This is a genomic window from Chryseobacterium angstadtii (assembly GCF_001045465.1).
Lineage (GTDB): Bacteria > Bacteroidota > Bacteroidia > Flavobacteriales > Weeksellaceae > Chryseobacterium > Chryseobacterium angstadtii.
Genome location: NZ_LFND01000003.1, coordinates 125568 through 147273, shown reverse-complemented (window position 1 = coordinate 147273; position 21706 = coordinate 125568). Strand labels below are relative to the sequence as shown.

The window sequence follows — 21706 nt, the reverse complement described above, 5'->3', positions numbered from 1 at the left end:
AAAAATTCCTACTAATAGGAATTTAATTATCGATACTATAATATTTGTTTGAATCTGGGTAAGTCATCCAGCACGATTTTATAATGTTGATTATATATTCTGTAGAGGTTTAAATAATCTCCAAATTGATTATTATAAGCAATTTCCTTTTTGTTCATATCCGAAAAAAGAATATCACGGTTTGCCCCGATCATCTTTAGTTTGATATAAAATTGATAAAAAGTATCCTCTAGATAAATCTTACAGTCTTTCTGGAACTTCTTATAATTACGATTAAATGATGTTACAAAGTCTTTTAACGAACTTCTTACCTTTGCATCATACAGATCAAGAAGCCTTCCAATATAATCAAGATCCTGCGCAATTATATCAATTAAAATTCTCGGTATTTCAAATTCATGAAGCAGAAATCTAATCGTTTTTCCATAGGAGTCAGTCGCTGCAATTCCTGTCAATAGGGCTAAATTATGGGTTTTAGGATATTGGGTGTGAATGGGAATAATGCGGTTTTTGACATCATCTTCGATTTCTTCAATAACAAAGGATAAACCAGATAAAATTTCATCTTCTTGTGCTTTATCGAAATCCTTTATTCTTCGTTCAATAAGGCAAGATTTTTTTACTAAATCCAAATCTTTGGGCAGAAATCCGGTTTTTTGAAAAAATTCAATGTAGTAATCCATGAGTTTATTCAACTGCAGTTGAATCACATCAATTTTGTTAGCGTGAAATGCAGGAGAGACCCAATGAAGTTTTGAAAACTCTTCAATCGCGTCCTTTAACGTACTTTCTACCAATGCTAATAAATAAGTGTTCATAATTATTGGCCAGTTAGTATAACAAATTTCTTATAGAAAAGAAAATCCAATATTTTACTAAGTAATGAAATAATTTTGATTTTCTAAGAAAAAAATAAAATTAATCTTTGTTATATTAACCCTTCAATATCCTAAGATTCCTTTTTTATCAAATGAGATAAAGATGGATCATTACTTATACGATCTAATTCCCGTTCAATAATTCCGTTAATGTCGGCTTTGATCTGTTTGTAATTCCCATCAATTACTTCTTGCATATTGTCATTACCATTTTCATCAATAAACTTGGTGATTTCGGGTATTTTTTGATATGATTTTGTCTCTGCTGCAACCTTTTTATTGTCCACGACAATCTGGGCATGAAATATTTTCTGATCAATGCGTTCATCGAAGTTGTCTGCAACTGATCCCACGAACATTCCTTGGGTTAAGGTGCTGATCTTCGACGCAGGAATTAAACTGTCAAGTTGTGTGGAAATGGATATCGATTTGTCATTACGGTTTATTGTCATGCTTTGCCTTTTCTGCAAGACCTTTCCAAAACGATCAGAAAGAGTCTTTGCAGTCTCTCCAACAACCAGACCACTTACTATATTACCTACCAAGTTTTGTATCACTTTACTTTCTTTATCACCATAATCTCTGGTTAGCTGCGAGAAGTCCTGAATACCAAAGAGAGACGAAATTTTTAGGGATCTGGCGTAGGAAATGTAATCCAGTCCACGTATATATATTGTAGGTAACTCATCAATGATAATGGAACATTTAAGTTGATCCTTTTTAGAAATTAGTTTAATAATACGAGAATTATACAATCCTAAAGCAGCCGAATAAATATTTTGACGATCCGGGTTGTTGCCAACACATAGTATTTTTGGTTCCTTTGGATTATTGAGATCTAGAGTGAAGTCGTCGCCTGACATAACCCAGTATAATTGCGGGCTGATCATTCTTGATAAAGGAATTTTTGCGGAAGCAATTTGTCCCTGCAATTGGTCCTGGGCGCCGCCCTCCCAAGCATCCATAAAGGGAGAGATATAGTTTTCCAGTTCTGGATATGAAGTCAATATGGTAAATATATCCTCATACTTTTTGTTTAAAAGCTCTATAGCATGTGGGAAAGTACAATATCTGCCATTATCATAAATTTTCAGATACCAAATAATTGCAGCTAATAATATTATTGGTGAATCGACAAAAAATTCGCCCTGCTTAGTTATCCAGGACCTATTGAGGTTCAGCATAATTGTGTACGCAGACTCATATGCATCAGAGATGTCCGTCATAAATTTGGGATTGATTGGGTTACTTCTGTGACTTTCGCGGGGATTATCAAAATTGATTACATAGAACTTTGGTTTTACCTTGTAGCAGTGAGTATTCCTTAACAGGTGATTATATGCTATAGTTGAGAGATCTGGGAATTTAAAGTCATAGATATACATCGCAAAACCCTTCTCAATATGCTGTTTGATAAAATTATTGACGACGGCATATGATTTTCCCGATCCGGGGGTTCCCAGTACGATTGTCGCACGAAAAGGGTTAACAATGTTGATCCATCCATCATTCCATTTTCCTTTATAATAGAATTTAGTTGGTAAGTTTACCGAATATTCGTTCTCCATCAATTTGGTTTCCTGCATGAAGCTTTCATTTTCGCTATTAAAGACATCATCCATCAGATTGTTCTTTAAAAGCCGGCTTAGCCAAATACCACCTACCATCAATGAAATATATCCAATACTTGTCGTAAGAATGTATAAAAAGAAGCCTATGTCGGGAGAAAGTAATAGTAATGATGTGTTTAGAAAATAAAATACAAATCCTACTAATAAAATGGTATTAATTTTTGTCCAGGTAATTTTTTCATTTTTCACTCCTTTCGTTCCCAAGCAGCTTAATGCAAGAAGCAGGAATGCAAAAGCCTTCGTATAAAGAGTATGTGAAAATAAACCTGCCGTCCTTTGGAAGTTGCTTAAAATTCGGTTGACCACCTCTATGTTCCAGCCCTTGTCTGCAAATGCACTATAACAAAACCAATAAAAATGCATAAGTATCAGAACGATACTTACGGCCCTCATAAAAGCAATAATTTTTGCTAATCCTCTTAAATCATCATCTCCTTGCATATCTGAAAAATTAAATTTGCAAGTGAAATTATTGGGAATCTGTATCCGTTGATTAAATTGGCTTTTCAGGGAATTTTAAGGATTAATTTGGCATTATTAGTTATGTTTTTGACCGAAAACATATAATAAAAAAACTGCTATCAAACAGGTCTGTAGCAATTCTTTGGATTTTCAATAAGGTGATGTAGGATGCTTTTTATTAGAGATTATAAATTCAAGTTCTTTTTAATCCATTCACTAATAATAGCTTTGATATCGTTATAAAGATAATCATAGTCAGTACTATACGCAAAGTCATCCGTTAGATCATATTTTTTAAATATATCATCGCAGACATTCAGCATTTTTAGAGAAAATGGTCTTATCTCTTCATCAACAAAAAAGGTGTCGAATTCGTAGGTGACAACTTGAAAAATTGTATTGAACTTGGAAAAATATAGAGCTTCAAAAAGAATAGAATTTGCGATTCTCTCAGCTTCTTCTTCAGTATTTTTACCTTGAATAGCACCTTCATAAGCTTTAAAAGCCCAATTTGAACGTTGAGAAATAAATTTAGAATCGTAAGCCTTTTCAGGATAATTGGTGTATAGTAATTCTTGAAGGTTTGATCTAAAATACGAGAGGTTTTTAAGTAAAATATCCATATAATATAATTTTTAATGGATAAACTTAAAGAAGTAATATGATACCCTTCAAAATGTGGCAGTGATTGGTATTTTAAGGATAAATTTGTCTCAAAGGAAGCAATTTTTAATTTCTATTACCATTGGAAAAGATGCCTCTGACTTACCTCATGATCTGTTCGTTATATATGCATTGCGCACTGCATATATACAAACAGTTTGATTAGTTTTTGATTTTCCACTGTCCACCATTTTTAGGAGGTGGATCTTTATAGTCAATTTCTGCCGCATCAAATTCACCTGAATTCGATACTTGATTTAGACTATCCGCATTTCTGTTGGATAGTTTACTTATTGATTTTTCAAACTTAAAGTCCTGCTCTAAAGCCTGATCATCGTCCTGCTGTCTACAGGAGTGCATAAAAACAATTCCCGCTAAAATTGTAATTATTGATGAAATAATTGAGATAATCTTTTTCATAGTCATAATATTTAGAAGATTTATCCCCGGGGTTTTAATAGAATTCTGACTTCGAAATTATTGGACTTTTCTCGCTCTGAAAACCTTTGTATGGTGCGCTTCTAAAATAATTATGTTGTATTTCTAGAAAAATAACATTCGTAATTATTTATGTTTCTGGATGTTGACCTAGATATTGCTTCCATTTAATGTTTATTCAATAAAAGGTCATATTTGGGTGATTTTTTTTAATTTTATATGAAAGTCACCTAACCATGAAAGCCTTCCTTAAACTTTATATAATATGTTTTTCGTTTTTTTTCACGATGTCTTTGAAAGGACAGAATGATGAAGAGTTTAGTGAATACTATCTTCTGCGAAAAAATTATGAGGGACTTTCAGAAAATGATGAACATGCGCTTCAGTTTATAAAGCAGTATATAGCCAAAGCGAAAAGAGAAAAGAATTACGAACAATTAATTCAGGGGTATTTGGATGGTATTTTGTACTCATCACACCCAGAACAGAAATTAAAATTTGCGGATAGTACAATTTATGCCTCAAAACTCACTAAAAATAATGAAAAAATAAGCGCTGCATATTTGGAAAAGGGAGTTGTGTATTATTTCCAGTATAAGAAGTATAATCTCGCATTAGATGAATACATAAAGGCATATCAATACGCCAAAAATAGTACAGATTATTTTTATAACAATAGGCTAATCTATCTTATGGGTGTTGTCAACAGTTATATGGGAAATTATAATGAATCCCTGGAACAGTTTAGAACCACGAGTGAATTTTTTAAAAGTGAATCTAAAAAACCTCAACATCCAAACCTCATTTACAACAATTTAAGAGGTTATTTTAATTCTATCCATCAAATGGCAGTATGTTATAGAAATCTTGGACAGTTTAAGCGTTCGGATTCATTAATTGCTGTTGGTCTATTGCAGACATCAACGAGCAAAGAATATATGCAGGAATACAGTTATTTTTTGAAAGAAAAAGGAATTCAGCAATTCAGGAATAGAAAATATGAACAGGCAATCTCATCCCTAAATTCCTGCATGAAATCCATTTCAGCTGTCAATGATTTTGCTTGGTTAACGGTTTGTTATTCTTACATTGGTAAATCATATCTTGCCCTTGGAAAAGAAGATCAAGCTGCAACATATTTTAAGATGGTGGATTCCGTATTTCAAAGACATAACTTCATTTTACCAGAAGTAAGAAATAACTACGAATCTTTGATAAATTACTATAAGACCAAAAAAGATCTTCATAAAGAATATTTTTATACAAAGCAATTATTAAAAGCAGATATAGTCCTTAATAGGGATTTCAGATATCTTTCTTCTAAAATTCATAAAGAATATGATACCCCGTTATTGCGGGAAACAAAGCTTAGTTTAGAAAAGGAGATTTCCAAAAGTAAGTGGACAACTTTAATAATTATAATTTTGAGCTCTTCCGTGATATTGTTCATGATAATATGGCATCAATCTCAAAAGGATAAACTACTTAAAGCCTATTATCTTCTAGAACAGAAAATTTTAAATAAAGTTGAGGAACCAAAGCCTGAAGATTCTTCTCCCATAAATAATTCGGTTGACCCTTATATTCCCCAACAAATAATAAATGAGATATTAAAAAAACTGAAAAAATTTGAACAGAACAATGGTTTTATAGAAAAGGGCTTAACATCTAAAGACCTTGCAAAAAAGTTTGATACAAATTACAAATATCTCACAAGTATTATCAGAGAATCTAGGGGAATGAATTTCACCGATTACTTGGCTCACCTAAGAATAAATTATATTACAAACAAACTATATAATGATAGGAAATATCTGTCATATACCATTATAACTTTAGCCGAGGAATGTGGTATAGGGTCGCGTCAGAATTTTAATGAAAAGTTTCTAAAAATTAATGGTATTAAAGCCACAACCTTTATAAAAAAAAGACGGAAAGACTTAAATTTCGATGATGATCCAATAGTAGAAATTCCCCTATGATGCTTTTTAAAAGTATATTTTCAAAACGCTTTCAGTCCTTTATAAAAATTATGATTTTTAAAATTTAGAAATAATAGCTAATTTTATAAATTATAGCCACCTAAAGATGAAGAATGTTGAAAATATGGCCTATGAAATATTACTGCAGGGACTGCGGAATGGAGATCAATATGCCTTTCACCAAATCTTCCAAACATTTCACAAAGCAATAGTTTATTTTGCTTCTAAGCTTTTACCTGAATACAATTATTCTGAAGCTGAGGAAATTGTACAAGATGTTTTTGTCAAGCTTTATGAAAAGAGATCAACTTTTAATTCTTTTGAAAATATTAAAGCATTTCTATACATAGTAACAAAAAATGCGTGTCTGGACAAGATTGCTAAAGAAAAAGTTAGATCTAATCGCTTTGGTAGATACATTCAGGATTTTGAAGAATCAGAAGAAAGTATTCTTCAAAATATTATTGATGCTGAACTTATTAGCCAATTGGGAGCTGAAATTGATGCACTTCCTGAAAAGTGCAGGATTATAATGAGGCAGTTTTTAGATGAAGATAAAAATGCAAAGGAAATCGCAGATGATCTCGGCATAAGCGTAAGTACTGTCAATAATCAAAAATCCAGAGCCGTCTCTATCATAAAAAAACGGCTTGGAAATGCCGGAATCGCCCTTTTATTATTTTATTTATAAATTTTTCAATTTTCTTTAGAGAAACCTATACTATTTCCCGTTTCTATATTATAAACGCGGAATCATGGAAAGGAAAGATGTTTACATCAGTTTTGAAATAAGCAATATATTAAAAAAAATCGTTCAGGAAGAACCTTTGACTTTTAGTGATCATTCAACTTTAGAAACTTGGTTATTAAAGGATGAAGGGAATAAAATATATTTCAATAATTTAAAAAATGAAAATCTTGTCGCTGATTCCATAAAGAAACTTTATAATACTGATTCAAATGTTCAATTCAAACTGATTGAACAAAAAATCAGAAAGAAAAGAAAATTAATGCTGTTCCGAAAAATGAGCATTGCTGCTGGATTCATAGTCGTTTTCGGAACGTCAATTTGGTATTTAAACTATAAGTCGGGTACGCAAGAACCAACATTTAAAACCATAGAAAACGACATCTTACCGGGCTCAAATAAAGCTACTATAACTTTTGGGAATGGTAAAGCTATTAATCTGAAAGAAACGGAAGGCATTTTGGTAACTCCCAGCGGCCTAACCTATAGTGATGGGAGTTCTATAAATGATTCAGAATTCATCGGATCAGCAATACTGAAAACCCCGAGAGGTGGCCAATATAAAATTACCCTTGCAGATGGTTCTAAAGTTTGGCTAAACTCCAATTCGTCTTTAGAATATCCAGTAAAATTTTCAAACAATAATAGAGAAGTCCGATTAAATGGTGAAGCTTATTTTGAAGTTCATCATGACCCAAAACATCCATTTCTCGTCAACACAACTCTCCAAGAAGTTAAAGTTCTTGGAACAACCTTTAATATTCGTGCCTATGAGGACAAACAGTATACGACTCTCGTTCAGGGAAGCGTAGAAATTAAATCTAATGGCTCTACATTTACCAGAAAATTGAAGCCCAATGAACAGGCTATAATTGATCATTATAGCCTTTCCATTAAAAATGTCGATGCTCTTGATTTTATCGGCTGGAAGGAAGGGTTGATAAATTCGGGAAATATTTCTCTCGTGGAACTTTCAAAGGAAGTTGAACGTTGGTATGATGTAGACTTCAAATTTCCCCAAAATTTCAAAAATTCAGAGAGTGCAGATTTAAGCATTAACAAAAATGAAAATCTTTCCACTGTTCTAAAAGTAATAGATAAAACATACGGTGTAAAAACTGAGATTCACGGAAAGGAGGTGATCATCAGATAAGAACGTTTCATATGTGTTTATGCCCGTAGTTCGTAAGAATATACCGTCCCGAGGTCCAGTCGGGACGGCTGCGGGTTTTTAAAAGTTAAATAAAGCAAATTACTAACCCTAACTCAAATGTAATGAATAATACCATTATCGACAATGGTAAACCGATTTCTATTCCCCTATGGAAACGGAAAACCAATGAAAAACAATTAGAAAAAAGACAAGTCATGAAAAACCTAATATTTTTTATATTGATTATTTTTCTCGCTTGCACAAAACTTACTGCACAAAAAATAACATTGATCCAAAAAGATGCACCTTTCAGGACTGTTATTCGCCAGATTAACCAGCAATCGGGCTATTCTTTTTCAATAAATAGCAGGCATATGAAGATTGCTAAGGCTGTCACTATATCTGCAAAGGAAAAAGATCTAAAAGCGGTTCTAGATGAAATCTTCAATGACCAACCGTTCGATTATTCTATTGAAGGAAAAATTATAGTTTCTGTCGATAGGGGGAAGGAAACAGGTTCTAAAAACCCAATAGATAAAGATCAGACTCCCATAAGAGGAAAGGTTTCTAATGAACGGGGTGAACCGTTGTCCGGAGCTTCTCTTCGAGTAAAAGGAAGCAATGTAAACTTTATGACAGATGCAAATGGAATTGTTATGATCCCTGGTTCATTAAAGGACGAGGTACTTCAAGTTTCATTTATCGGTTATACACCAGTAGAAGTTCCTGTAATAAATTCAGGTAATATTATTATGCATCAAAACGATAATATTATTGGAATAGTAGATGTTGTTTCGACCGGATATCAAAACATACCTAAAGAACGAGCAACGGGCTCATTTGTCCAAATAGATAACCAATTATTAAACAGACGTGTTAGCACGAATATTTTAGACAGACTGGACGGTGTTACAAGTGGATTGATTTTTAATAAAATTTCAGGTCCAATAGGGTTAAATCCTCCGAATGAAAAATTAGGAATAAGCATAAGAGGAAGAGTTACAATTGATGATAAAGTTAGCGCTGATCCTCTGGTTGTACTTGACAATTTTCCCTATGAAGGAGATATTAATAATATAAATCCAAATGATATTGAAAGTATCACAGTACTTAAAGATGCTGCTGCAGCTTCGATCTGGGGTTCGAGATCTGGGAATGGTGTCATTGTAATCACTACCAAAAAAGGAAAATTTAATCAACCCTTAAAGATTGATTTTAATTCAAATTTAACCGTAGGGGCAAGGCCAAATTTAAAATATTCAAGAAATTTTCTTAAATCCTCTGAATTTATAGATGTCGAAACGTTTCTTTTTAATAAGGGGTATTATGATCCCAATTTAAACGACAACAATTACTATCCTGTAATATCACCAGTAGTTGAGCTTTTATCGAAACAAAGAAATGATCCTTCAAATGAGAATATTACTGACCAAATAAATAGATTGAGAAATGTGGATGTTCGCGACCAAACATCCGAATATTTTTATCGTCCCAGTATGAATCAACAATATTCATTGGGTTTTAGAGGAGGTTCGGAAAAATCTATTTATTCACTTTCTATAGGATATGACAAAAACCGTAATACCTTGTTTGGTTCTGGAAACAATAGGTTTACTATTAATTCAACAAATACATATCATCCCATTAAAAATTTGGAAATTACAGGTTCTGTATTATATACAAAGAGTGAGAATAAATTTGGATATCAATACACTTCTCCGTATCCATATATAAGTTTTGTTGATGATAATAAAAATCCGCTTGCGGTACCATATGGAAAAAGAGACAGTTATCTTGAAAATAGCCAAAGTTTAGGCTTTTTAGATTGGAAATATAGACCCATTCAAGAAAGAGACCTTTATGATACCAGTACTAAAACTGATAACATCCTTATAAGAGGCATTGTCCGGTATAATTTCACTGATTTCTTAAATGCTGAAATTCAATATCAGCATGAAAATGAATTCGGAAATAATCGTGGTTACAGAAGTCCCGAAAGTTATGAAGCGAGAAATTTCGTTAATATGTACAGCCAGCGATCTAGTGAGGGCTCATTTACATACCCCTTTCCAAAAGGAGGAATTCTCTATTTAACAGACAGAAAATTGTATTCCAATAACTTCAGAACACAGTTGAATTTCAATAAAGAATTTTCACAAAAACATTTAGTATCTGCAATTGCGGGAGCTGAGATAAGAGAAATAGTAAGTGAGAGTACTGATAAAGCGTTGTATGGCTACAATGATGAGTTTGGAACTTCTGTGACTAATTTAAATTATAATATTCCTTATCCAATGAACCCATCGGCACTTGGATCAACGGTTCTTCCGTCTCCTCTTGGGAAAATTATAGGTAATACAAATAGATATATATCTTATTATGCAAACGGCGCTTACACGTATTTAGGTAAATATACTTTTTCACTGAGTGGAAGAAAAGATGGTGCAAACATTTTTGGAGTGAAAACAAATGATAAAATGACACCACTTTGGTCAACTGGTGTTGCTTATGATATCAGCAAAGAATCGTTCTATAAATTTTCGTTAATACCTTATTTAAAACTAAGGGCATCATTTGGATATAATGGAAATGTATATAATGCCTCATCCTATTTGACGGCAACCTATGATGTCAGCCCAATTACTGGACTACCAATTGCCTACATCACGAGTGCCCCAAACGCAGAATTAAGATGGGAGAAAATTAGAAACAAAAATCTAGCTTTAGATTTTTCATCTAAAGGTAATCGCTTGAATGGTTCATTTGAAATTTATGAGAAGTTGGGTACTGATCTTATCGAGGATGCTTTGTTAGCACATTCAACCGGGTTTTCTTCTTACAAAGGAAATGCCGCAACTGTTAAGACAAAAGGTTTTGATATTAATTTAAACTCAGTAAATCTTAATGGTAATTTTAAATGGAATACGACTATACTATTAAGTTATAATAAAGATAAAGTAATATCTTATGACACAAAATATACTTCGCAATATCTAACAAGTTCAGGGCTTAATATTGATGGTCCTGGAAGATATGGTTTATATATCAAGGAAGGAAATAGTCTTTTCGGAGTATATAGTTTTAAAACAGCGGGACTTGATCCAACAAATGGAGATCCTCAGGGATATTTAAATGGTGTTATAAGTAAAGACTACCTCAATATAATTACAAGTTCGAATAATGAAGATATTGTATATCATGGTTCGTCAAGACCAAGAAATTTTGGGGCATTACGTAACACTTTCTCTTTTAAAGGAATCTCTTTATCCGCTAACGTTACATATAAATTTGGATATTACTTTCGCCGAAGGTCAACCTCATTAAACCTGTCAGACGTTGTAAATAGCGGATATGCCAATCAAGAATTTCAAGACCGATGGCAAAACCCAGGAGATGAAACGCGAACTACAGTTCCCTCAGTCTTATACGAATTCAACTATAATCGCAATATTTTTTATCAAAGCTCTGAATCTCTTGTTGAGAAAGGAGACCATATAAGATTACAGGATATTAGCCTTAGTTATGATTTTAATAAGGAATTACTTAGAAATCTTCCAATTTCCTCATTACAAATTTATAGTTATATAAATAATATTGGTATAGTGTGGCGAGCAAATAAGAAAGGAATTGATCCGGATGTTAGTGAATATAACCTTTCCGGTTATAATTCCTACCCAAATCCGACAACAGTATCATTTGGTATTAGGACAACATTAAAATAAATGCAGTTATGAAAAATATTATAATCTATGCAATATGTACATTTATCCTTGTTGGTTGTAAAAAGCAAGATGAATGGTTAGAGAAAAAATCAAATAAATCAGATATTATCCCATCTACCGTTGAAGATTTTCAGGCTTTACTAGATAATACTGATGTGATGAATACCAAATACCCTGCAATTGGATTAATTGGTGCTGACAATTCCTATATTTTAGATCAAACTGCCATCTCTGGTGGTACATTACAAGAAAGAAATGCATATAAGTGGTCAAGCGACATTTATGAGGGAGAGTTATTTGCTCCAGACTGGACTTATCCTTACCAAGTTATCGAATATTCTAATGTAGTACTTGATGGCATTGAAAAAATTAAAAATATTAATGATACTCGAATACCAGAAGTAAAAGGAACAGCATTATTTTTTAGAGCTTTTGCATATTATCAGTTAGCACAATTATATGCGAAACAATACAATGAAAGTACCGCAGATTCAGATCTAGGGCTTCCCCTTAAATTAAATTCCGATGTAAATGATTTGCCAAACCGTTCCACATTAAAAGAAACTTATGATAGAATTATTAATGATCTTATTGAAGCCGAATCTTTACTCCCTCTGCAAGTCAGTTACAAAACTCGGCCTACAAAATTAGCGGCAGAAAGCATGCTTTCAAAAGTATATTTTAATATGCAAAATTATACTAAGGCTAAAGAATTTGCAGATATTGTCCTTTCTAAAAATTCAGAACTTATTGATTTCAATACCTTAAGTACAACTGTGAATTTTCCATTTCCTACTGTTCGAGGTAATAATACTGAAATTATATTTTATGCACAAACTATTTCATATACTTTTAACAGTAGACAGGAATTATGTGTAATGAAAGATTTATTTGATACATATGAAAATGAAGATCTTCGTAAGGCAATTTTTTTCAAAAAAAATACCAATGGCGCAATTAACTTCGGTGGTAGATATACAGGAGCAGGCGCACTATTTTGTGGAATAGCTACAAACGAGATATTTTTGATTAGATCAGAATCATTGGCTAGATCGGGGAATTTTGTTGAAGCAATGAACGACTTAAACAAGCTTTTAAAAGAGAGGTGGAAAAAAGAAAATGGACGAAGTACATATTCAAATAAAACAGCTTCAAATCCTACTGAAGCTTTGTTATTAATAATTAATGAGCGCAGAAAAGAACTACCCTTTACTGCCAATTTAAGATGGGAAGATTTACGCCGTTTAAATATGGATGATAAATTTGCAAAAAAACTAACACGTAATATAGGCGTAAATATCTACACTCTAGAAGCCAATAGTCCAAGGTATGTATTCCCAATCCCTCCTGTAGAAATCAATTTTCATCCATTAACTCAAAATATTCGATAATGAAAATGATAGTCAAATTTATAATATTAGGCATTCTTTTGGTAAATTATGCTAATGCTCGAACTATTCAAACAAATTCGAAAGGCGGCAATAAAGTGGCATATTTAAGAATTATCATAAATGACTTAACTAAAAAAAATAATATCAAATTAGCTTATTGGGATAACGGATGGGGTGCTAATTCAGGTGTTAATAATAAAAATTTAACTTCCAACTCTGGAGAAAGAATAAAAATTGAATTTAAGAACAATGAATCATTTTTGTATGCTGATTTATCTGTAGAAAATGGGCAGACAATATTTAATAATTATATAATTGAACCTGGTGATGATTTAACTTTTAATATTGAAAGGAACATTATTACTGTTACCGGAAAGGGTAAAGAGAAATATGAACTCTTTTTTGATATCCAAAAAGATTTAAAAAAATTGTCCGTTCAAACTTTAGATTCGGTTCGAAAGTTAGAGAAAATATATGGTTATGAATACTTTGCTTTAAGAAAAACTGATATTACAAGCTATGAAAGAAGGTTTGATAATGCTTTTGTCTCATTAGAAAATTCTAAGTTGACGGCTTTAGGTGCATTGGAAAAATACCGAGATAAATTATCTAAATCAATTTATTCATTACTAAAGGCTAATATAACGTTCAAGTATAAAAATGACTACCAACAAGCTTATATCTTTTATACTTCCGAAGCTAATGCTCAAAATAAAGAATTTGCTGATTCTTGTATAAATAAACTAAAGAAGATTTACTCTGAAAATTTATTAAAATTCGACCAAAAATTTGACAGAGATATTCTTCTGTATTCCGACTATTACTACGATTTTATATTAACTGGTTTACGGAAAAAAGACTTCCCTCCACCTCAGGCAGTTGCATTTCTTAGAAAGGATTTTAGCGGACTATTTCAGGATAGGTTGTTAACCTCATATTTACTTGTTAAAAAATTACAATCTGACAAATATTCTGATATTATTATTGAAGTTACAAATTCAGTTAAAACACCTTACTGTATTGACTTATTAACAAAATATCGCGATAGTTCTTTGGCAGGAAGCTTAGCATATAATTTTTCTTTGCAGGATACTCTAGGAAACGTCGTAAAACAAAGTGATTTTTTAGGAAAAGTTTTGTTGATAGATTTTTATTTTACAGGCTGCACAAATTGCCGTATTCTTAACGATCAAATGACTGAAATATATAATATCTATAAAGATAATCCTAAAATAAAATTTATTAATATTAGTATCGACAAGAGTAAATATGAGTGGATTAAATCTGTGCGAAGTTTAGAATATTCGCATCGAGGAAGTTTAAACTTATATACTAACGGAAATGGTTCAGAAGAAAAACTTATTAGTCATTATAATATACGTGGATATCCAACAGTATTAATTATAGATAAGTTGGGAAAGATTGCAAGTTTAAATCCGCCTAGACCATATGATGAAAAAAATAGGATGAATTTAATTCAATTAATAAACTCACTTCTTTAAAATTTTAAGCCTAAGGTTTTACCAATAGATATCATCTTAGGCTTAAACTGTTCTTATTCCTATTCTTCAACCCATCTAGCATTTGTGTGATAAGGTTGGAAATTATTAGGATCGGTATTACTACCGGACGGATTGATTTTAGTGTAATCACAGGTTTGACTAGACTGAGTTACACAATCCCCCGAAGGTCTACTTGATTTTAATTGGTAAGTAGAACCAATTAGCACATATTCTCCAGCAGCTTTATTACTTGCAGTAAATGCGCTTCCAACGGCAAATACTACTGCCGCACCTAATAATAATTTAAAATTTTTCATAATAAAAAGTTTTTGATTTGTTGCTTACTCTGGTTGAAGGTTTTCAGCTTCCCCTTATTTTGGACCCAATAATTTTAATTCACTTATACTGATCTAAATTATTCTAGCGGGTTATAAAGTAAATGATTGGACGAATTTATCTTGTTTGCTGGATGGTAATTAACATAATCATAAAATATCAAAATAGCTCTTTAGTTGGAGTATGACTTTTAATTTTCCACTTCAAGATATAATGGAGATTATAGTGAAATAAATCGATTAATACGTAAATTTACAATCTGTTAGAAGTTTAAAATATCTTTATAATGGGAGTCAAAATCTAAGAACTCTAATAAAGAAAGAGATTAAATTAATAAATTCACTACAAAATTTAAGGTGCCATTAATGATAGCACCTTAAATATTCTTTAGTCCTCACCTTCAACCCATTGGGCATTTCTCGTATTAGGGGTGAAGTTATTTGGATCTGTATTACTGCCAGATGGATTAATTTTGGTATAATCACAAATTTGACTTGGCATTTCTCGGCATTCTCCGGCAGGTCGATTTGTTTTAAGCTCATAAGTATTAGGAGCGATTAAAACATATTCTCCTGCATAAGCTTTGTTGCTAGCAGTAAAAGCGCTTCCAACGGCAAATACTACTGCCGCACCTAATAATAATTTAAAATTTTTCATAATAAAAAGTTTTTGATTTGTTGCTTACTCTAGTTGAAGGTTTTCAGCTTCCCCTTATTTTGGACCCAATAATTTTAATTCATTTATACTGATCTAAATTATTGTAACTGGTTATAAAGTAAATGATCTGACAAGTTTTTCTTGTTTACTCGAATAGCGAGTGAAGTGATCACAACGAAAAAAAGGTTAAAAATTAAATGTTGTGGCCATGTTAGATTTTTTATGACGCCTCCACATGAACACGGCACATACTCAAAAACATGAAATAGAACTAGCGCTGTATAAATTGTAAATAAGCTCATCAAAAACAATGATGCATATAAACCTATCAATCTGGCTTTTTCAAATAATAGAGCAATTACAATTGAAATTTCAGTTATTGGTATTAACCACCTTAACAATGGTGTTAAGCTATTCGGAAAGGGCTGATTATTTAAATCATAAGTAAACCCCTTAAAATCAACAAATTTGCTTACACCAGTATAGAGGAACAAAATGACCAATAATACAACTACTATCTCCGTAAAAATTCTCTTTTTTTGCATGACAATGGTTTTTTAGCTTTTTCATTTCTCACAGTTGAAATTTAAAGGCTATTACCATTTTTTTTTCGATATAAATTTCAAACTGTCGTGAGAAATAATTCAAACAAATGTAGAGGGAGAAAACAACATGATGCAACATAATGATGTTACGATTCTAGAAAAACACCATAACTTTCCTTTATTCAAAGCAAAAATTCATATTGTAATAATTCTAGAATAATAACAAAAATGACGGTCTTTGGAAGCGCCATTCTTATAAATCACTTATTTTTTTTCTTTTTTTTATCAAATTCAAATGAAGTTTTACCATTTTCGTCAAGTATAATGTATGCATCAAACTTATTTCCTGATCTACTTTTCATGCCTTTCAAAAGTGATGTCCTTTTTTTGGTAATTAAGTTTTCCATTTCCTTATCACTTAGGGCAACCTCACAGACCTTCTTAAACTGAATCCATTCACAGTTCTTATCTGGACATTTTACTACATGTTCATTAAAGATTAAATTATGAGTTTTGCATTTTGGACATTTTAATTGCAATGTATTTGGTACAAACTCAGTAGATAGAAGTTCTGTGGTAATTTCTTTAGCATAGGCTTCCATTTCATTTTGAAATAGATTAGCATTTAACTCATTATTTTCTATCTTCTGAAGAGCAAGCTCCCATTGCGCAGTCATAGCGACATCGGCTATTTTCTTTTCTTTTACGAGTTCATAAACCTGAATTCCCTTTTTGGTTGGAACTAGATTTTTTTTCTCCCGGACAATATAATTTCGATCAAACAAAACTTCAATGATAGCTGCGCGAGTGGCTGGCGTTCCAATCCCAATATTATTAAGTGATTTACGCTCTTCTTCATTTTCAATTTGCTTCCCTGCATTTTCCATTGCCGATAGGAGACCTGCCTCAGTGTAAAGAACTGGCGGACGGGTCTTTTTTTCTAATATATTTGCCTCATTAACGCTGAGTGAATCACCCTCTTTTAATGTTGGTATATCCAATAATACCTCTTCATCATTGTCCTCATTTTTAAAGAGGTTTTGTATAGATCTCCATCCCGGATCAATCACACGGGCTCCTTTCAGAATAAATTCAAAGTGCAGTGATTCCAGCTTAACTTCAGTAATTTCTTTTGTACATTGGTAGCATATTGATTCAAGAAGCCTAATAGCAATCATATCATAGATAGCATTTTCCTTACTCGATAGGGCTGAAGGAATTTTATCTGTTATCAATAATGCATGATGATCTGTAACTTTAAGGTCATTCACAATTCTTTTATTGAATCGGCCCCATTTTACATTGTTTATCCGCTCTTTATAACCAACGCGATTCTCCAAAGCTCTGACTAGATCAGGGATCTCCGGCCAAATGTCATTAGATATATATTTACTGCCTGTTCGGGGATATGTAATGAATTTCTGCTCATATAAGCTTTGTGCAATTGATAAAGTCTCTTCGGCAGTAAGATCTAATTTCCTATTAGCTTCTTTTTGTAAAGAAGTTAAATCGAATACTAGAGGTGGCTGTTCGTTTGAATTACGTTTATCGACTGAATTAACAATAGAACTTCCTAAACGCTCAATCGATTTTAATACTTCGGTAGCTTTTTCTTTATCATCCCATTTTTCCTTCGATATACTGGAGAAATAGAGTCCATCTTTTAAATATTTGAGTTCCAATTGCCAATAGGTTTCAATTTTAAAATTTTTATTGTCAATGTACCTCTTACAAATTAAGCTCAGAGTTGGTGTTTGCACTCTTCCTAGAGAATAAATTCCATTTCCAGCTTGTAAAGATAATGCCTGAGTTGAATTTATTCCCACAAGCCAATCCGCACGGCTTCTGGCTTGGGCAGCAAAAAATAATCCATCGAAATCGGTTCCTGGCTTTAGATTGGCAAAACCTTGGTCAATAGCTTTTTCTGTTAATGAGCTAATCCATAGTCGCTCAAAAGGTTTTTTACAATTCAAATAATTATAGATATATCTAAATATTAGTTCACCTTCTCTACCAGCGTCAGTTGCAACAATTATGCTGTCACATTGTTCAAAAATAGTTTCTATTATTTTTAATTGCCTAACTGCACTGGGATCGTCAAGATAACCTTTTTCTTTTTTGACTTTTCTTACTGTAAGTAAGAATGGATCTGGCAATATTGGTAAGTTGTCTTTTTGAAATCCGGTAATACCATATTCCGAAGGCATTCCCAAAGAAATTAAATGACCTATTGCCCAGGTAACGATATAGCCATTACCTTTTAAAAAACCTTCATTTTTTTCTGTTGCTCCCAAAAGTGCTGCAATTTCTCGCGCAACGCTTGGTTTTTCAGCTATTACTGCTTTCATATTAATTTATTTTAGGATACTCTTCGACCTCTTTTTTTAGGCGCATTGTTGGTTTCTTTTTGCGTGTTCTGCTGCCTTTTATTAGCAGGCGTACTTTGACCTGATTTTAATGGCTCCTTGATATTTTTAGTAGCTTCATTTGTTTTTCCATCGGAATTAACAGCGACCTGGGTTTTATGAGTTTCAGCTGTGGTTGCATTTTGTTTAAGTTTATTGGGGTTTTTAAAATTAAAATCCAATTCTCCTTTTTCTTTATTTAGCCATACATATCCCGGATATTCCTTCCCAGCACCATCCTTAAAATCGGTAATATATACTGTTTCACCCTTGCTAAGTTTATTATACTGGTCGAATGTAAATTCTTTCCTTCTAAAAGTTTTTGGTATTTCTGCAGATTGGTTTTGAGAGTTATCCTGTTTTTGAATTTTGGAATTTCCTTTATCAAATTGAAATTCAATATGACCTTTGAAAGCATTAAATTGGATTTCACCATTAAATAAAGTATCTCTTTTAGAAAGCATCCCTTCAAGATATACAGGCTTACCTTCCAATAAAAGATTTTTTTGATCGGGAGTAAGGGTCACTCCTTTGATAATATCATCAATACGCATCTTTTCAACCGGAAAAGAAACTAATTGATTTGTATCCTTATCTAGCGTTATCACATGGAAAGCCTTCGTATTATTATCTGTAATTAGTTCTACAGCTCTTCCCATATTTCCTCTTTCTAATAGGTTGGTTTTATCCTCTTCGGTAAATTCATGTCCTTGAAATTTTTTATCTAATTCAATTTCATTTTTTTTGGGAAGCATGTTAAATACCGCTAGACCATCCTTTCCCTGTTCAAGCCATAACTTAGCTTGGGTTTCAATTTCTTGATTTCCAACTTTTAACGATACTGTAAGCATGTCATTTGTTTTATAACCTTTTAAAAGAGAGTCCAAAAGATTGAATTTCTCAAATTCCTCGCGGCTGTATCCAAGATTTTCAAGGCTTTTCCAGTCGATTTTTTCAATGGAATAGTGATTACCATTACTATTTTCCGTTTTGTTTTGTTGTTTCGCCATAGTATTTTTATTATTGTTTTTACTCAAAATATCTTTTAGTCCTTCCAGAAGCTCTTTACCTTCAAGTTTTGCTGTATCAATAAATTGCTGCATTTTTTTCGCTATCATGACAGCAGTTTCAATAGGAACTTTAAAAAAATTGAAGCGTGTGGGATTGCCGATCTGACTAAAAAAATTCTTTAAAAAATTGGAAAGCATATCTTCATTTTTGTTGAGTTTCAAAAAAGAATTTTCTTTTCTTTTAGTTGGATCAACCGTTTCAAGCTCATCTTTTTCACCAGGTTTTTTGCCGGATTTTTTCTTTATTCCTTTAACCGCGAGAATTTTATTGGTTTCTGTATCATGGACAAGCAATGTATCTGTTAGATCATTTGCTTGATCAGATTTCTGATTTTTGGATTGATTAGTACTCATAACTCTAAATTTTTGTAAATCTCAGATCAAGGTATTTTATAAATCAATAGCAATAACTAAGTTGGAATTTTATGGTATTATTCGGCTTTCAATTTCCTCTTACGCTTAGTGGGAGTGTTAAAACTATCACGAATAAATTGGTGGACATCTGATAATTTGTAATAAAGCTTACCACTAATAGTGTAATAGAGTAATTTACCATCAGACCTGTATCTCTGTAATGAACGATTACTAATTTTTAGCATTTGAAGCAAATCCTGATTGTCTAGCAATTCTTCTCCATCAATTGCATTGTTAGTTTTCTTCATTTCTCTTACGCTCTCGGAAATCAAATCGAATCGATCCATGATTCTTTCCATCCAAGCAATAAATTCTAATCTGTCAATATTCATCTGTTTAAAATTTTTGTTCACAGACAAATTTCTTAGAGTAAAATAGCTCAGTAACCCAAGTTTAATCAAGAGCTGCCAAGAGAAATTGAAAATTTTTTTTTGTAATTTTTATTCTTCAGATGCTCCAATTCTCACGAATGAAAGGTTTCTATTTTGTTGGTTTATTAGGTCAACTTGGCATATCTTGGCATAACTTGGTAAAAAAAAGACAACCTATTGGCTGTCTTAATCAAATAATGTTATAGGTTCCTGCTCATGTATTCTTCTAAACTTACTTTAAGATGGTCAAGAAAAGCTGTTTTACTTCCGGACCTGACTTTCATTCGGTGGAAAGCATGGTGGAAATCGCCTAGTTCTATCTGGAAAAGTGTTTCAATTATGGTACTGATTTTTGATATTGCCAATCGACCATTGGATAAAGACCTGGCAGCATATAATGCATATATTAACTCTATTAGAGCGTTCTTAGAATCGGTCCAGAACATATCATCGTAATTGGTATATGTTAGCGATGGTGAATCATATTCATTGTCAGGGCTCAACCTATTTCTTATATAAGTATATAATAGTTCATCTGCAATGATATGAGCGACTTTATAGTCATAATATGTTGAAAAATTTGGATCGATTTCAAAGACAAAACTATTTAGTCCTTCTATTATATCAATATTTCCTAAAGCAAAATATTTCTTATCCAGATCTTTACGATCTGATTTTATATATCGATAAAAATCTGAATCTACAAAATGCTCCTGAAATTCTTTGTTTAATTTTTCAAGTTCATTTTCGAAATATATCTTATAAAGTTCACCAGCTTTTGTTGGACAAGATGTTTCAATTCTATATACCTTATTATAATAAATAAGCTTTCCTAGAAGTTGTGGTTTTACGTATTTAAAAAAATTGATCTCCTGATCTTTATCAATGAAACCTTTGTCTGATACAAGCTTTTTTGTTTCATTCAATAATTCTCGGAGAGAGGTCGCCATTTGATAGGCTTCTTTTATAACCTTTTCTTTAGTTAGCGTAATTTTGCATTCTTGAATTTCAATACGTTTTACTATTGTATCATAAATTGATTTTGTCATGGTAAAAATATATTTGAAAGGTTCTCATTATCAGGTCCAGTGATCAGCAGTCCTAAAAATATAATATTTTTCCCTTTGTGGCGATTTATTTAATTTATCAATTAATTATATATTATTTTGCTAATAACCTTTATTACATTTTTAAATTTTTATTGAAATATTTTATTCGTTCATAATTTGATTCATAAGCAATTTAAATTAATGTAAGGTGAAATTATTTGCTGTTTAATATTTGAGTGTGATTAGCAAATATTCGTTGTGTGATGTTTGATATAACAGGAACTAATTG

The 21706-nt window shown here is 32.1% G+C and carries 17 protein-coding genes; 6 read left to right on the top strand and 11 right to left on the bottom strand.

What is annotated here, in order from left to right; translation table 11 throughout:
- Positions 1-35 precede the first annotated feature (35 nt).
- The 4 genes from ACM46_RS08885 to ACM46_RS08870 all read right to left on the bottom strand — a co-directional run bounded on the left by ACM46_RS08885 (position 36) and on the right by ACM46_RS08870 (position 4054).
- Positions 36-818 (bottom strand): hypothetical protein, encoded by a 783-nt coding sequence (locus ACM46_RS08885; protein ID WP_048506302.1) that lies wholly within the window; start codon positions 816-818, stop codon positions 36-38.
- 131 nt (positions 819-949) lie between these two features.
- Positions 950-2950: a conjugal transfer protein MobC gene (gene mobC / locus ACM46_RS08880; protein ID WP_048506301.1), complete on the bottom strand. Its 2001-nt coding sequence runs from the start codon at positions 2948-2950 to the stop codon at positions 950-952.
- 206 nt (positions 2951-3156) lie between these two features.
- Positions 3157-3594: a DUF1896 family protein gene (locus ACM46_RS08875; RefSeq protein WP_048506300.1), complete on the bottom strand. Its 438-nt coding sequence runs from the start codon at positions 3592-3594 to the stop codon at positions 3157-3159.
- A gap of 202 nt (positions 3595-3796) precedes the next feature.
- Positions 3797-4054, bottom strand: a complete 258-nt coding sequence (locus ACM46_RS08870; protein ID WP_103290200.1) for a hypothetical protein — start codon at positions 4052-4054, stop codon at positions 3797-3799.
- 254 nt (positions 4055-4308) lie between these two features.
- Between ACM46_RS08870 and ACM46_RS08865 the strand changes: the two genes are divergently transcribed.
- From ACM46_RS08865 to ACM46_RS08840, 6 genes are all read left to right on the top strand, one after another.
- Positions 4309-6054 carry a helix-turn-helix domain-containing protein gene (locus ACM46_RS08865; protein ID WP_048506298.1) on the top strand — a complete coding sequence of 582 codons (1746 nt, stop codon included), beginning with the start codon at positions 4309-4311 and terminating at the stop codon, positions 6052-6054.
- Positions 6055-6160: 106 nt separating this feature from the next.
- Complete coding sequence (locus tag ACM46_RS08860) at positions 6161-6745, top strand: RNA polymerase sigma factor (RefSeq protein ID WP_048506297.1); 585 nt, start codon at positions 6161-6163, stop codon at positions 6743-6745.
- Between the two features lie 64 nt (positions 6746-6809).
- Positions 6810-7955, top strand: coding sequence for a FecR family protein (locus ACM46_RS08855; RefSeq protein WP_048506296.1), 1146 nt, complete (start codon positions 6810-6812; stop codon positions 7953-7955).
- A 122-nt stretch (positions 7956-8077) separates the two neighbouring features.
- Positions 8078-11677: a SusC/RagA family TonB-linked outer membrane protein gene (locus tag ACM46_RS08850; RefSeq protein WP_053082687.1), complete on the top strand. Its 3600-nt coding sequence runs from the start codon at positions 8078-8080 to the stop codon at positions 11675-11677.
- Between the two features lie 8 nt (positions 11678-11685).
- Positions 11686-13068 carry a RagB/SusD family nutrient uptake outer membrane protein gene (locus ACM46_RS08845; RefSeq protein ID WP_048506295.1) on the top strand — a complete coding sequence of 461 codons (1383 nt, stop codon included), beginning with the start codon at positions 11686-11688 and terminating at the stop codon, positions 13066-13068.
- Positions 13068-14570 (top strand): TlpA family protein disulfide reductase, encoded by a 1503-nt coding sequence (locus tag ACM46_RS08840; protein WP_048506294.1) that lies wholly within the window; start codon positions 13068-13070, stop codon positions 14568-14570. The genes ACM46_RS08845 and ACM46_RS08840 overlap by 1 nt, the downstream gene beginning before the upstream one ends.
- Positions 14571-14629: 59 nt before the next feature.
- Here the strand turns inward: ACM46_RS08840 and ACM46_RS08835 are convergent, their stop codons facing one another.
- The 7 genes from ACM46_RS08835 to ACM46_RS08805 all read right to left on the bottom strand — a co-directional run bounded on the left by ACM46_RS08835 (position 14630) and on the right by ACM46_RS08805 (position 21417).
- The gene (locus ACM46_RS08835; protein ID WP_048506293.1) at positions 14630-14887 is read right to left on the bottom strand and encodes a DUF6520 family protein; all 258 of its coding nucleotides are present in this window, start codon (positions 14885-14887) and stop codon (positions 14630-14632) included.
- Between the two features lie 406 nt (positions 14888-15293).
- A complete protein-coding gene (locus ACM46_RS08830) occupies positions 15294-15563 on the bottom strand; it encodes a DUF6520 family protein (protein ID WP_048506292.1) in 270 nt (89 codons plus the stop codon).
- A gap of 98 nt (positions 15564-15661) precedes the next feature.
- A complete protein-coding gene (locus tag ACM46_RS23860; protein WP_048506291.1) occupies positions 15662-16108 on the bottom strand; it encodes a MauE/DoxX family redox-associated membrane protein in 447 nt (148 codons plus the stop codon).
- Positions 16109-16368: 260 nt separating this feature from the next.
- Complete coding sequence (locus ACM46_RS08820; RefSeq protein WP_048506290.1) at positions 16369-18456, bottom strand: type IA DNA topoisomerase; 2088 nt, start codon at positions 18454-18456, stop codon at positions 16369-16371.
- 11 nt (positions 18457-18467) lie between these two features.
- Complete coding sequence (locus ACM46_RS08815; RefSeq protein ID WP_048506289.1) at positions 18468-19937, bottom strand: DUF3945 domain-containing protein; 1470 nt, start codon at positions 19935-19937, stop codon at positions 18468-18470.
- A gap of 77 nt (positions 19938-20014) precedes the next feature.
- Entirely contained in the window at positions 20015-20329 is a 315-nt protein-coding gene (locus tag ACM46_RS08810; protein ID WP_048506288.1) for a helix-turn-helix domain-containing protein, read from the bottom strand.
- Between the two features lie 239 nt (positions 20330-20568).
- Positions 20569-21417, bottom strand: coding sequence for an RteC domain-containing protein (locus ACM46_RS08805; protein WP_048506287.1), 849 nt, complete (start codon positions 21415-21417; stop codon positions 20569-20571).
- Between the last annotated feature and the right edge of the window lie 289 nt (positions 21418-21706).